The 14,955-nt window shown below is 66.7% G+C and carries 5 protein-coding genes; 2 read left to right on the top strand and 3 right to left on the bottom strand.

Annotated elements, in window-relative coordinates; genetic code table 11:
- Window positions 1–44: 44 nt before the first annotated feature.
- Together C995_RS0111915 and C995_RS0111910 are read right to left on the bottom strand one after the other, a co-directional pair.
- Entirely contained in the window at window positions 45–1,175 is a 1,131-nt protein-coding gene (locus C995_RS0111915) for a glycerate kinase (protein ID WP_018865150.1), read from the bottom strand.
- Window positions 1,176–1,188: 13 nt separating this feature from the next.
- Entirely contained in the window at window positions 1,189–2,550 is a 1,362-nt protein-coding gene (locus tag C995_RS0111910; RefSeq protein ID WP_018865149.1) for a GntP family permease, read from the bottom strand.
- Between the two features lie 344 nt (window positions 2,551–2,894).
- On the opposite strand from C995_RS0111910, the gene C995_RS0111905 reads away from it, so the two are divergent.
- The gene (locus tag C995_RS0111905) at window positions 2,895–3,119 is read left to right on the top strand and encodes a hypothetical protein (RefSeq protein WP_018865148.1); all 225 of its coding nucleotides are present in this window, start codon (window positions 2,895–2,897) and stop codon (window positions 3,117–3,119) included.
- Complete coding sequence (locus C995_RS0111900) at window positions 3,116–3,418, top strand: hypothetical protein (RefSeq protein WP_018865147.1); 303 nt, start codon at window positions 3,116–3,118, stop codon at window positions 3,416–3,418. Before C995_RS0111905 ends, C995_RS0111900 begins: the two co-directional genes overlap by 4 nt.
- Here C995_RS0111900 and C995_RS0111895 read toward each other — a convergent pair.
- Window positions 3,412–14,952, bottom strand: coding sequence for a hypothetical protein (locus C995_RS0111895; protein ID WP_018865146.1), 11,541 nt, complete (start codon window positions 14,950–14,952; stop codon window positions 3,412–3,414). The two genes, C995_RS0111900 and C995_RS0111895, sit on opposite strands and share 7 nt — an antisense overlap.
- Between the last annotated feature and the right edge of the window lie 3 nt (window positions 14,953–14,955).

Genomic DNA, 14,955 nt, shown 5'->3' with positions numbered 1-14,955 from the left:
GTGCCATTAACGGCACCAACGGGAACCTCCTGTAGTCGGCCCGATTAATCCGGTCGTGTCACTCGCGCCGCCACGATTGCACGCGTGCGCTCCATGATCCAGTGTCCGGGGTCCTCCATGGCCTGCTCCAGCGTGATCGTTCCATCGCAAAGGGCGCGCGCATCGGCAAGGCCCATCGCATCGAGATCCTCCGCCGTCGCATCGATGGATCCAGCGACGACGGCCACCGGCACAGAGCAGCGCCGCGCCCGCCGGATCACCTCGGCCACCACCTTGCCATGCGCGGTCTGTCCGTCGAGCTGCCCCTCGCCCGTCACCACCAGATCGCTCCCGGCGATCGCCGCCTCGAGCTCGATCAGATCGGCCAGATATCCCGCCCCCATGCGCGACTGCCCGCGCAGGACACAGGCCAGCGCGAAACCAAGGCCCCCCGCTGCCCCCGCGCCCGGCATGCTGCCCGGACAGCGAAGCTCCCCCGCCGCGTCCACAGCCCGTGCCAGCCGCTCCATGCAGGCATCCATGCGCGGGATCTCGGACGCGGCCAGGCCCTTTTGCGGGCCGAATACCGCCGCTGCACCACGAGCACCCGTCAGGGGGTTGTCGACATCGTTCAGGACGGTGATCCGCAGTTCCTCCAGGCGGGGCTCAAGACCCGAAAAGTCGGCGCTCGCCAGATGCTCCAGCCGCTCCGGGACCGGCTCCAGCTCCCGGCCCTCTCGATCCCGGAAACGCACGCCCAGCGCATGCAGCATGCCGGCGCCACCATCCACAGTACCACTCCCCCCGAGACCAATCAGCACGTGCCGCCCCCCCGCATCCAGCACTGCCAGAATCAGGTCGCCAACCCCTCGGGTATCGAGCTTCCACGGATCACGCTCGGCCTCGGGGACCAGATCCAGTCCGCAGGCCGAAGCGACGTCAATCACCGCCCGCCGGCTCGCCTCGTCGTAACCCCAGCCGGCCGATACATGCCGGCCGCAAGGGTCGCGGACATCGGACAGATGCCAGGCCCATCCCAGGGTGTGGCTGACCAGTTCGGCCGTGCCTTCCCCGCCATCGGCCATCGGCAGGGCCTGGATGCGGGTCGATGGACTGGCAACACGCACACCGCGCGCCATCGCCTCGGCCACACCGGCCGCGTCCAGACTGCCCTTGAAGCTGTCCGGACACAGCACAACCCGCCTTGGCTCAGACAAAGACCATCCCCAGGAGGTAGATCACGATCATTGCACTGATCCCCTGCAGCAGCGTCGCGGTCGTGTAGGCCTTGTATGCGGTCGAGACCTTCATGCGACTGAACTGGCTGACCACCCAGAAGAAGCTGTCATTGGCGTGCGAGACGGTCATCGCCCCGGCGCCCACCGCCATCACCGCCAGCACCATGCCCATGTCCGAATCCAGCCCCAGCGCGGGCAGCAGCGGCGCCACCATGCTGGATGCGGCCACCAGTGCCACCGTCGACGACCCCTGGGCAGACTTGAGCGCAGCCGCAAGCAGGAACGGCACCAGCAGGCCCAGACCGAGCCCGGTCAGCATGTCGCCCAGCTGATCCCCGATCGGCGTCTCCTGCAACACGGAACCGAAGGCCCCGCCAGCACCGGTGATCAGCAGGATCGGTGCCGCGAGCAGCACCGCATCGACGGTCATCTGGTGGAAACGGCCGCGCTGGTCGCCGCCCTTGACCAGCAACAGGGCAAACACCACACCAATGGCCAGCGCGACCACCGGCTGACCGAGGAAGATCAGCGCCGCCGCGAACGTCCCGGGGTCGACATCGCGGGTGGCCAGCGACGCGATCGAACCGACGGAGATCAGCACGATCGGCGCCAGGATCGGCAGGAAGGCCCCCAGCGTTGAAGGTGGATGGGCCAGATCGGGCTCCGGCTTCTTCACCTCCTGGCCGGTGGCCTCCTCGATCGGGTCCGGCTCCAGGAGTTCATCGTCGTTGGCGTGGGTGTAACGACTGGCCCAGAGCCAGCCAACCGCCGCCGCCACTGCGGCCACCAGGAGACCGAACAGGATCACCAGGCCCAGCGCATCGGCAATGCCGATGTTGCTGGCCGCGGCAATCGGACCCGGGGTCGGGGGCACGAAGTTGTGCGTGGCGAACAGGCCTGTCGCCAGTGCCACACTCATTGCGACCAGGGACACACCGGCCTTCTTCGCCAGCGCATTCTTCAGGGAGTTCAGGATTACGTAGCCCGAGTCGCAGAACACCGGAATCGACACGATGTAGCCGATGATCGTGGCCGTGAGGTTGGGAAACCGGTCCGACAACGCGCGGATGATCGCCTCCGCCATCACGATCGCCGCCCCGGTGCGATCCAGGATCACCCCGATGATCGTGCCCAGCGCGATCACGATCCCGATATAGCCCAGCGTCGCGCCAAAGCCGTCGTTGATCACACTGACCGCGTCCTTGGGCGCGATGCCCCCGATCAGTGCCATGACGAAGGCCGCCAGCAACAGCGCCAGGAACGGGTGGACCCGCAGCTTCACGGTGGCGAATACCAGCGCAGCCACGACGACAATCAGGCCAATGATCAGCATCCCGCGCCCTCGTCCGGTTGGGGTTGTCGCCTCAAGAGTCTAGACGCTGTGTCCGGCAACAGGACGAATCATTTCATGCTTTGTCGGTTCGAATCACCCGTTGCGCTCGCCCCCAACGCAAAAGGCCGCCCGAAGGCGGCCTGATGCGAAGATGGAGGCTGGGGTCTCCACCGCAATACGGATGCAAGGCATTGTCTTTTATGGATACTGCCCGGGGCGGCTCGACTTTCTACCCGCACTTTTACCCACACGCGACCCCAGGGGGACTATTGCAGGCCTCGCGCGAAAGGCCTATGGCCCTCATCATATAGGGAAGCAAAAGGGAAGGTCATACAGGAGGAGCCATGGACTGGATCACGCTACTCAAGATCGTAGCTCAGCTCGGAGGGTTCGGCGCAATCATGGTCGCCGGGTACGAGCTGGCTGGGAAGTTCGGGAACCCGCCCATGGAGCGCGAGCCTACCCCGCATGAGGACGTGATCCTCACCGTGCGCGCGATCAGCACCTGGACGCTCGCGCTGGCCCTTGGGATCGGCTACCTGATCCTGTTCAGCTGGTTGTTCTGGTGAACCACTTTACCGGGGCGCAGGCGAACCTGACGCGGTGCCTGCCCTACATCCTGGCGGCGCCGCTGGTGTATGCCGTGATGATCGTCGCCTGGATGGGCACCACGAACGCGATCCTGCCGCTGCTGCCGGACCTGCTGTTCCGGATCTTCGGGCTGGTCACGCTGGCCGGGTACTTCGCCATCCTGATCAGCCCGCTCTGGTACATCCCGCGCAGGCACGACCCGAACACGACGGTTCGCACCGTGCTTATGGGGGCGTGCCCGATGCTGGTCCTGCCGATCGGGCTTTCGTTCTACTGACCGTCCACCTCGGGCACCCACATGCCACGCTGCATCAGCAGCAGGCGCCGCATGCCTGGCGTCATTTCCTGATCGCCCCGCATGCTCTGCAGGTCGTCCCGCATATCGTCCATCGGCGAGCGCCGCGACATCAGGCCGGCTTTCATGGCGGCCTCACGGTAGGTCGAGTCGATGCGCTGGATACGCTGGAAGCTCTCCGGACCCACGCGGTCCTCGGCCCATCGCATGAAGTCCCGGCGTTCCTTCTCGGACGGGCTCTCGAATACCCGAGCCGGCTGGTAGGCGCGCACGGAGGCCTGCAGCGACATCATGGTGCGGTCGAACTCCTCGCGCGTTTCCGCTTGCTCCAGGGCCTCCAGTGCGACCTGGCGCGCCCGCTCGGGCTCACCCAGCAGCAGGGCCTTGTGGATGCGCCGGTTGTATGGGGTCATCTCGGTGTGCCCGATCCGATCCGGCGCCCGGCGCTTGTTCTCGAGGCCGATGTCGTCGGAGTACCGGCGCACCATCTTGCGCACATAGCGACGATCGCGCTGCGCGACTTCCCACTGCGCCTGCCGCCAGTCGGAGACGTGCGACATCCCCATGAGCGCGGCCCGGTTCCACGTCCGGTACAGCGACCACTGGCTTTCTGTGAAGTCGTGCAGGTCGCGCCAGTCCAGGCTGCCCTGCTCGAACAGGCGCATGCTGATGTCCACGCCATCGCGGATCGGGGCCAGGCCGGGCGGATCAACCGGCGACTTCACGCGCTGCCGGTCGGCCACGTCGTGCAGGAACTGCGCGTAGTTGCCGAAGAACCCGAGTGAGCCCACGGACATATTGGAGTGCCAGAACCGCCAGGCCGCCAGCACTGCAGCCTCGGCATACTCACCCTGGGCCAGCTGCCGCTCGATCTCCTCGAAGTCGGGGCCCGGATCCTGGTATCCGAACAAACCCTCGCGCAGCGCAGCCAGGGCCGTTCCGGAGACGCCAGCCACCGCGAAGAAACGAATCAGCGGCGTGATCGTGCGGATGCGCTTCTGGTGAACCTCGCCGCCCACCTCGACATCGACAACCTCGCCACCCTTCACCACCGAGTCGATCGCCGGCTTCAGGTGGTTGATCCAGAACATGCGTGACAGCTGAGTGCCGAACTTCTGGTACTTGAACAGGAAGCGGCCGACAGGGGTATCGGTGAACACCGGCACCTGGTTGACCCGGTAGCTGCCCTGCGTCAGGTTCACGGCCTTGCGCAGGAAGCGATCGGTTTCCGTGCCCTCGCCGTTCTCCTCCAGCAGGCGCCGGTAGTCGAACCCCTGGCGCTGGAACCACGCCACGGCACGCAGGCTGCGCTTGCTGGTCACATCGCGATTCCAGCGGGCCAGGGAGTCCTCGAGGAACGTCTTGGCCGTCAGCATCGCGTGCGATCGGATGAACACCTCGGCCGGCGTGTAGCCCCCGATCTTGAGCATGAGGCTGGTGAAGTTGCTCAGCCGCTCGGGAACACCCTGCTGCTGCGCGTCGTGCATGAAGGTGAGGTAGTCATTGATCAGGATGCCCTTCTGCGTGCCCATGTCCAGGGCGCCGCCGAAGTCTGCGAGCTCCTTGGCCAATCCGCGAATCGACGGCCACAGGCCATAGGCCTGGAAGTTCAGCGACGTGCCGCCGATCAGGTTGAGCGCGGCCGTGGCCGGATTCCCCAACATCGCACCAGTGGCGAAGATGTTGAGGGCTCCGATGAACTGCGTGATCATGCTGGCGTCGGTCGTGTTGTAGACCCGCTGCTGAACCTGGTCCAGGTAGTTTTGCGTGTTCTGGTCCGTGGTCAGGCGCTTCGCCTTGTCGAACACGTCGCCCTCCTGGTCCACATCGGCCTGGCCAAACGCCTCGATCTGGCTCACGCGCTCCGCCCAGCGGTCCTTGTACAGCATGGCCGAATCCCAGCTGTAGTCGTAGAACCACTCAGGCAGCGGATCCTTGCGCGCCTTTTCCACGCCGGCGAAGTAGTCGTTGCTCGTCTCGCGCGAGAAGTAGTTGCGCACGTAGTTCTGAGCCTCGGCCGGATCGTTGATCATGCCCGCGTTCATCAGCTCATCCTGGATGCGCTGCCAGGTCTCCGGGTTCCCGGCCGGGTGCATGAGCGCCTGCTGGACCTCCCGCTTCATCACGCGCGGGAAAAAGCCGGGCACGCGACCAATCGGGCGCCACCCGCCCTTGCGCGGCAGCGCCGGGGATGAAGGCATCTCGCTCAGGTCGCGCTGCGGCTTCATCTTGCGGTACAGCTCGCCATAGCGGGCCTCACGCTTGCGCTGGGGCGTGTTGCGCAGGATGCGCTCACCGTTGGCGCCAATCTCTTTGCGCACGCCCTCCCAATCCACCTGCCGGTCATCCCACACCTGGACACCGACCTCCTGGTTGTCCTGGCCGGTCAGGTCGGCCACCTGCTCCCAGGCCTGAATCAGGTTGCGCACGCGCTCGGGGCCCTCCTCGCGGATCAGCCGGGCCTCCTCGTCGCGACCGTTCTCCTTCGCGGCCTGATACCGCTCGAACAGGCGGAACAGCTCGCCGCGACGCCTGCGGTTGAGCGTCGGGATCTCCCGCATCACCGGCCGAAGAATGGCGTTCACACGCCCCATGCGCCAGCGGGTGCGGTCGAAAAACTGGTCCACCGCATCAGCTACGTGCGACAGCTGCGGCTGCCGGCGCAGTACATCCGATGCGGAGTCCCACATGCCGCGCAGCCGAGCCATTTCCGCATATCGATTCTCGATCGCCGGCATGTTGTCGAGGTCCGGCTGCGACGGGCTGGAGCGCTCGCCGCGGGAGAAGCGCACGTCGTCGCTATCGGCATCGAAAGTACCAACGTTGCCGACGGCCGACTTCACCTGGTCAGGGCGGAATACCAGAACTTCGCTGCCGTAGGGCCGCCCTCGCGCCTCACCGAGGTTGTTGAAGCCAGGGTTGATCCAGATCGCGCCGTCATACCCTCGTTCCTGCAGACGCGCAATCGCCTCGGCGTCGTCGCCCAGGTTGTAGATCGAAAGCTCGTCCTGGACGTAGTACGGGTTTTGCAGGGAGGCATATACGGGTGCCACGTTCGGCGTTGCGATCCGCTTGCGACCCACCAGGTTCATGTACTCCTGGTGGGCATCAAACCACTTCTCGGAAGCCTCGATCGCCTTTTCCCGGATCTTGCGATACCGGCGGATCCGGTTCTCGAAGTCCGGGTGCCGTTCGTTGATTCGAGCACGGCGCGCATCATCCATGTTGTCCAGGGTGAACCCGAACTCCTCCGCTGTCTCCATCAGCGAGACCAGCCCAGATTGCTCCTGCTCGAGCATGAATTCGCGCTCAGCCTCAGTAACCAGCCCTTGCGCCTCATCGAAAGCCGCCTCATTGCGAGCCAGCGCACCAGCCTGCTCCTGCGGTGTCATGTCTCCAACAGGGTACGGCCCATCCTGGTCGAAAGACGCGGGCGAACCTGTGGCCTCGCCAGCGGCATAGTAGTTGGCATACTGAGCGGAATCGGTCAGGTAGACCGGCCCGTCGGATTGGGCGATGTCGGTCATGGTTCCGTGGTAAAGCTGCAGGGGCCGGCCTTCCTGGTCCTGGGCCACCGATCCCTCGAACCACCGCCAGAAGCTGCGTAGTCCGTCCAGGTCCGAATGGATCGGGCGCCCCTCGCTGTTCGTCGTCGGGCGCTGCTGGCCGTCCACGTCGATGGTCTCGCCCATGCCATCCTGACGGGAAAGGGCCTCGCCGCCCTGGCTGGCCGCGGCCTCGGATCCGAAGGCGCTGGGAGACGTGGTGCTGATCTCACCGGACTCAACGACACGGTGAGCCTCGCGGATCAGGTTCGCCAGGTCGGCCCGGCTCATCTGCAGGTCGAAGCCCATGCGGCGCATCCAGTCGCGCATGGCGGCCACCACACGCTGCACGATGGTCGGCTGCGTGCCGCGCTCGGCCATGTGCGCGATCAGCTCCTCGGCCACCAGGTCGCGGTGCCGGCGGTTGTTCACGTCGAACCGGCGGTCAGTGAAGTAGCGCCGGATGATGTCCTGCACCTCGGGATGGTTGCGGCCGTGCATGCTCCACACGCGGTTGAGCGTCTGGCGCATGTCACCGCCCAGCAGTTGCTGCATGCCGTAGTGACCCACTACCTCGTGCAGCAGCTTGGCCTGCACGTCCTCGCGGGACTGCATGCGCCGGGCCACCAGGTACACGCGGTTGCGCCAGAACACGGCGTTGACCGTGCCGGTGGCGCCGGCCTGCGCGATCTTCACCTGGAGGCTCTGCGGCAGATCCCATTCAGCATCGACCACCTCGATGTTCGGGGCGCCCTGCCAGTCGGCCATGAGGCCGTCCACGGATTCCTGCACCTCAGAAACAGAAAGCCCGGCGCGGGGCCGGGCTTCGGTGGTGGCTTCAGCGGCCGACATTCGGCCGTCGCCAGGGTCTGTATCTGGATGGATCGCCTGCTCGGCGTCGAAGGCCACGAAGTGTACCGGCCCACCGATGCCGCGCTGGTCGAGCGCGATCCCGTCATAGCCCTGCGCCCGCAAATGCTCGCGGTAGGCAGTCGCCTCCTCGACGGAATCGAACTGAGGCATGGTCTCCGGACGGAATACCTTGGGGGTGCGGATGTCCAGGTAGACCGAATCGACATGCGATCCGTACTCGCTGGCTTCGCCGCGGTTCGTGGTGAACCAGACGCCCAGCCCGGCCGTAGGGTGGCCGGTCGCCCGGCCCAGGGACTCGGGCGAGAAGTGTTCAGACTGGATGGCGCTGCGCGCGCCCCGGTGGACTAGTCGAGGCCCTGCGCCTTGATCCCGGACAACGCTTGCCGATACCCAGCCAGATCGCGGTGTTCCACCGCCAACTGTTCGGGCCCCTTCGGTGCCGGCGCGTTCGGGTCCATCGGCTCCAGGGCGTCGCTGCCCGCCGCGTCCCACTCCTGGAACTTCTGCTCCTGCGTCTTGGCGGCCGAAGTGTTGGTCGAATTCCGCATCGGTCATTTCTCCTACGTCTACGCCTACAGTATCACCGCGGCGGCTGAAAAGAACATCCGGGTCCGTCTCGGCCAGTTCGTTCCGCAGCGCGGTAACGGCCTCCTGTCGGTTCTCCTCGCTTGCGCGCTGGTACGGGATGCCTCGGCGTTCCAGAACCGCCAGCACCTCGGCTGGCGCATTCTCCGGCACCACGGCGCCTGCGAACTCCTCCAGGGGCACCTCGCGCTGCGGCTTGGCCTCGAAGTACGGCACCGGGGTCTGTTCCAAGGCATCGGCCGCCTGCATGCCCTGCGCAATCAGGTCGCCCTCCTGCGCCTTGATCGCCGCCACGTCGAACTCCTCCGCGCGCAGCGCCCGCTCGAAAGCCTGGCGGTTGCGGTTGGAGCTGTTCAGGTAGCGCCCGATCGCACGCATGGAGGCATCCAACGCTTCCCAGGTATCCGGACGGCCGCGGAAGTCGCGAACGGTCGTGTGATCTGCAACAGCGTTTCGGTACTGGTGCAGCTGCTCCTCGGTGCGCTCGCGCGCGGCCTCGTATTCTGCGGGGCTGCGGACCTGCTCCTGCGCCGCCTCGCGCATGCGCTCCAAGGTGCGGAACCGCTCTGCGGTGGAGGCGCGCACCTGGCCCGCCCCGTGCGTCATCGTCTCCTCACGTCCGGCCACCTGGCGCTCGCGCGTCATGGCCTCGACGATGTTTTCCAGCGTGTAGGGCAGCTTGCGACGACCGACCTTGATACGGGGCTCGCCCATCGCTGGGATCAGCATATCCTCCAGCCAGCGCCGGAACTCGACCTCGCGGCCCTCGATCGCCTCGCGCAGCAGGCGGCCGGTCTCCACGCGATCAACCGCATCGGAGTCCAGATCCTCGATGGAGCGCATGACCATGTGCTCCCGGCCAAGATGGATCTGCTCACGATCCGGGTTCCAGTTCTGTTTGTCCCAGTCTCGGTTGATCTCGGCAACGAGATCTTCGCCCAAGCCGGCCTGCTCGAGCTCTCGGCGGTTCTTGGCATGCGTGGCTTCGCGCAGTACGCGGCTCAGCTCCGGCCACTGGTCTTGCAGTTCCCGGCGCGACTTGCCCTCTATGAACGCGCGCACCTCGGGCGTATCGACACCATCCATCTCCAGGCGCGCAGGCTTGGTGATGGGCTCGATCGTATGCCCCTGCTCCTCCAGGAACATGGCCTGCATGGCGTCGGACGATTCCGCACGGTTCAGCAGCTCCCGCGCATCCGGCCGATCCTGGCCGTGCTCGTGCAGGAATCCGCGGATCATTTTGTCGTCGTAGCGATCGGCGAACGGCTGGATCGCGTCGGCCAGACGCCGATAGTCGGCATCGCTGTAACCCCGGTACTCGGGCTGCGGGTGGCGAACGCTGTAGGCATCGGAGCTGAATACCGCCTCACGCGCCGGGTCGGCCATGCTGCGCCGACCGATCAGCGTGATCTCCCCGAACCCATCGACGCCGCCAGCATCTTCGGTGACCACGCCAATCGACGGGACGGCCAGCCCGCCCAGGCGATCGGCGAACAGAAGGCCGTCGGTGCTGATGTTATGGACCGCAGACAGACGCGGCGACGCCGCTTCCGAACGGCTGAACCGAATGTCGTCGCTGTCCGGGTCGAATGTGCCGAGATTACCGATGGCGGACTTGATCTGGGCCGAATCGAAAGCAATGACGTTCGAGTGGTCCTGCTCGGCCTGCCCTGACTGGTCCCTCCGCTCAATTATGACTGCATCGTAGGGGTTCCCTGTTCGACGGGACTGCAGTAGCTGGTCGATGATCTCGCCCCGGTTCAGGTCTGCTTCCATAGACGCCGCAGGCTGGTTTGTCTGGATCACTAAGGGGTTCTCGGCCTTGATGTACACCGGCATTACGTTGGCGCCTTCTTGAGTCCTCAAGCCGTCGGCACCAGGACCTTCTCGCTCTTGGGTATAAGCGTTCGCTTCCCATTGCGCGTCGGTGAAATGGAACCCGATGCTGTAGGGGTAGCGGCTCCGCACCATCGCACGGTCAAACTCAGCGAAATCGGCCAAGTTCGCGTGATACATGGCCTTGGGCCGCCCCTGGCCATCCACCACTTGGCTATCCCCAAACCAGCGCCAGAAGTTTTCCACCGCAGCCGGCGAGGAGTGAATCGGGCGGCCTTCGCTGTTGCGGGTCGGGCGATCCACGCCGTCCACGGTGATGGTATCAGGCAGGGATTCGGAACGGCTGAACCGCGGCTCGTCGCTTCGATCAGCGGTCATACCCTCGATGCGCTGCTGCTCGGTGGCAGACGGCTGGAAGCCGCCCACGTACTCCACCAGGCGCGTGCTGCCTTCCGACGGGTCGATACGGTTGCCACCATCCGAGACGCGCGTGATATAGCCGCTCTTGCCCTCCGCAAAGGCGCGGGCGTCCTTGAGGCGGTCGAACATGCGGGTCTCGGTGGTGCGGCCGCTCGACGGGTCGTTCGTCCAGTTGACGAAGTACATGGTGTCTTCGCGCGGGGTCGTTGCCGCTGCCGGCTCTTGGGTCGCGTGATCGCGGGCGTACTGGATCGCAAACTCGCGCTCGGCCAGATCCTCCGCTTCTCGCTGCCGGGCTCGGATCTCATCCTGGCTGGCTCGTGTGCTCTCCAACCGGCTCCGGAAGCGAGACCAAAGGCCTTTCTGAATATCGCTTTGAACGTGCTGCGGGGCCTCCAGCGGGTGAACTCGGCGCTGCTTCATGGTGCGTAGCGTCTGAGCCGTATCGTTCCATCGCTGACGGCGGGTTTGTGCCTGCTTGCGCTGGGCGCCGCGCTTGGTGGCCACCTCCACCTGCGCCGCCCGGCGGTTGGCGTCCGAGATCATGGCGTCCATCAGCTGGTCGAAGTCCGTCTCGACCGGGCTATCCGCCGACGTGCGGCGCACCATCCATTCATCGGTGTAGGCGTCCACGTCGAGACCGCGCGCCCGGATATAGTCGTGTGTGCTGATCGTGCCGGCACGCAGTTGGGCATCCATATCTCCGTATGGGGCCTCGATCTGCGCCTGCGCCTCGTCGGTATCGACCGCGGCGGCCGTGGACTCGATTGCGCCAGCATCCGCCTCGACCTGGAACCCTGCGCGCGCGAAGCCATCCACCAGCCGGTCGATCTCGCTGGCCACGTCGGCATCGATGTCGGCCTGGCTGCGCCAGTCGCGGAGCTCGGCGGCCACGTCACGTTGCAGCTGCGCCAGGTCGCCGCCCTGCTCCAGTTCGGTGTTGATCCGGCGGTACAGATCGCCCACGCGGCCGGAGATTGCGGCCGGCGCGGTGAAGTCCTCCAGCCACGTATCCAGGAACTCGCGCACGGCAATCAAGCGGGAGCGGTCTGGGCCTTCGCCGGCGGCCTCGGCGCGGGTGCGGGTCGCCAGGTCGGCCTCGTCGGAGTCGATCACCTGCGGCGCCGCTTGTGGATCACTTGTTCGCTGCGAGTCGGCTTGTGGTTCACTTTCCGCCGTTTCTGAGCGACGATCGCGCAGCGCCCAGCCGCCCTCGACCTCGACGGCCTCAAGCTGGTCTCGGCGCTCCCGCAGATCGTTGCGGCTGCGGGCTGCCAGTTCGGCGGCGCGTTGGGTCTGGAACGGGGTGCCGTCGCGCTTGAGGATCAGGGCCCCAGAAGCAGAAACCCCCGCTTCGGTGGCGGGGGTCTCGGTGGCCTGGGGTTCGGCGGGAGTTGGCGGGGATTCGCCTCGGGATCGTGCGGTGCTGGCGAACATATCGCCGCCGGGGCGGCCGGTCACGTCCTCCAGGTCCGCCTGACCATCCTGCGCGCCGGTGTCGCTCTCGAGCCGGAAGTCGTCGCGCATCCGGTCGGCTTCGGCGCGCTGCTCGGCCTCGCGCTCGCGCTGCATCTGCTCGCGGCGCCGGGCCTCCTGCAGTTCGATGTCCTGCGGGGTCTGCGCAGTGAGCGTCAGTCCTTCGCGGCCGCCTTCATCTCGCTGAGCGCGTGCCGGATCTGCTCCGGCGTCTCCAGCGGGTAGCCCGCTTCGCGCGCCGCGCTGATCAACATCAGGCGGGCCTGTCCGGCTTTGATAGCGGCTTGTCGTTTCTCCGGGGGCATCGACTCGAGCATCGCCCGCGTCCGGTGCCCCGGCTTGCCTGAATTGTTGGTCATATTCGCTCAGCCCTTGTTCGGTTGCGGCCTCTGCCTCCGCCATCGACGATAGCACACCGTGAATCAGATCCTCGCCCTGCGCGTCGGCGTAGGTGGTCTCGATCAGGTCGGCGTCGATCGCCTCGTAGAACATCTCCAGATCGGTGGCGTCCATCTGCGCTTCCTGCTGGTCGATCACGTCGAACAGGAAGCTCACGGCGCGCTTTTCGGCGGCGTTCAGGAGCTCGCCGCGCTGGGCCTTGTTGACCGCCTCATGCACAACGCGCTCAGTCACCCCGCTGGGGCGATCCATCCACCACTCCTGACGGGGCACCCAGGTCGTGCGACCGGAGACGCGACCATCGGCATCCCGGAGAAGGTGACCGCCCTCCTCGGCCCAGCCGGCTTCGGCCGCCATCTCCGGCAGGCGGTCCAGATACCCCTGCTGCTGGGCGCGCGGATCCTGCATTGGCGTGAGACCACGACCACGGCGCTGCGGGGCCTGCTCCTGCCGGGGCTCGGGTGCGCCCATCTGCGCTTGCGGGGCGTCTTGCGGGGCGGGTTCGGCCGGCTGTAGCGCGCGGCGCACCACGGTCCAGTCGGTGTCGGCATCGGGACCGGCCTGCACCACGTCGTACTCGAAATCGGTGTCCTGCTGGTTCAGCTGCTCCATGCGGCGGCGCGCGGCGCCCATGCTGTCGGCCTGCGCAATGTCGCGGCCGATGTTTTCCCAGCCTTCAGCCTGCAGCTGGTCCAGGCCCGCATCGGTGTCCGGGGCATCGGCCTGCGTGTCCGGGCGCGGCGCTCGGGTCTCGTCCATGCGCTCGCGCACGCGACGGGTCAGATCCTCGGCCATGCCTTGGCCACGCTGGCGGTGCGCGGGGAGTCGGGGAATGCGGGCGCGCAGCCGCAGTAGTTCTTCCGGCGTCTGCGCTTCTTCGATCGCCTCGGTGATCTCGCGGTAGCGGCGCCCGATCTCGGCGTCCAGGATCTGCGCTTCCTGCGGGCTGGCCGGCTCCAGCGTATCCAGTTGCTGCGCGTCCATATCGGCCAGCACGGCGGCTTCCGGCACGCCCGTGGCGGCGGATTCGGTGTCGGCCGGTCGTCCGGATACGCCGTCGCGGCCCTGGATCGCCTGCGAGACTTCCTCCATACCCAGGGTGGACCGCTCGGCCGCGCGCTGTTCCATCTGCGCCTGCGTTCCGGTGGTGCCGTCCGGGGCGATCTGCATCTGCGGGGCGGGAAGTCCAGCGGGCTGCTGTACAGACGCCTCGGGCGGCATGGTGATTGGTGCGCGCCCATGAATGGCGCCGTCCACTTCGCTCAGGCCCAGCTCGGAACGCTCGCGGGCCATCTGCTCGCGCTGTGCGGTGGTGCCCGCCTCGCCTGCTGCGTCCACCTCCATGGTCGGCGCCGGGAGCGCCAGAAGCTCGGCCACAAGGTCAGCCGCCGCGTCCGGGTCCATGTTGGAGACGGCATCGGCTGCCTGGCGAAGCTCTGGATCCTGCTGCACGCGCTCGTCCAGCCACGACTCGAACTCGGATCGGTCGCCCTCGAAGGCGCCGGCACCGCGGGCCATCCCGCCCCGGGCCGCCTGCGTGATGCCGGCCGAACCTGCGCTGATCGCCGCCTGGTACAGCACGTCGTCGAACAGGCTCTGGCGCTCGTCGTAGGACATCTGGCCCCAGTTCTGGCCGATCGCCCCAGCCCCGGCCACGCCGAACTCGGATGCCATGGCCGCAACGATCTGCCCGTCCATCTGGCCGAACAGACGCTCACGCGCCGCCGGCGGGAGACGCCGCAGAAGCAGGTTGATGTTCCCGACCTCGACCGCACCGGATGCGATACCGAAGTTTCGCGCGACGCTCTGCGCCTCATCCGCCTCCAGCCCATACTGGATTGCGCGTTCGTAGGCCTCGTCTGCGCCGGCGCCACCCGCCATGCTCAATGCGCCACCCATCTGACCGGTGCGCTGGGATACGTCCCGGCCGCGCTGTCCCAGGCGCCCCAACGCGCCAAGCCCTCGGCCCGCGACACCTGCCAGGCCACCACCCACCAGGAATGTTCCCATAGAGCCGACGCCGGCCCCCAGGTCTGCGGGGACCGTGCCCTCGTACATCGGGTCCACCGGGATCGCATCGGCCGCATCATGCAGGGCCTGCCCCGCGCGGGCGACTCGGCCCTCGCCAATCTGGTCGGGATGGGTCACTGCACGATCCCAGCCGCGCAGTGCGCCACCTACTGCGCCCAGGGCACCCCGAGGCACCGACATGGCGGCCGCTTTGCCGTAACCGGGGAGCGTGCGCTGCGGGCCCTCCTCGCCGGCAGCGAACGACAGGATGTCCTCCTCCGTGAACGCATCGACCGGCTCGACCGGATCGGCCTCGGACGGGGACTCACCCTCGTGGGCAAACGACAGGATCTCGCGGTCAAGTTCGTCCATCTA

This window comes from Thioalkalivibrio sp. ARh3 (assembly GCF_000377265.1).
In the GTDB taxonomy this organism is placed as follows: domain Bacteria; phylum Pseudomonadota; class Gammaproteobacteria; order Ectothiorhodospirales; family Ectothiorhodospiraceae; genus Thioalkalivibrio; species Thioalkalivibrio thiocyanoxidans.
Note: the sequence above shows the minus strand (reverse complement) of the source record. Positions and strands in the feature narration are given on the sequence as shown.

Coding starts and splice junctions, on each gene's coding strand:
- C995_RS0111910 (WP_018865149.1), bottom strand. CDS start 2,550: ATGCTGATCATTGGCCTGATTGTCGTCGTGGCTGCGCTGGTATTCGCC.
- C995_RS0111905 (WP_018865148.1), top strand. CDS start 2,895: ATGGACTGGATCACGCTACTCAAGATCGTAGCTCAGCTCGGAGGGTTC.
- C995_RS0111895 (WP_018865146.1), bottom strand. CDS start 14,952: ATGGACGAACTTGACCGCGAGATCCTGTCGTTTGCCCACGAGGGTGAG.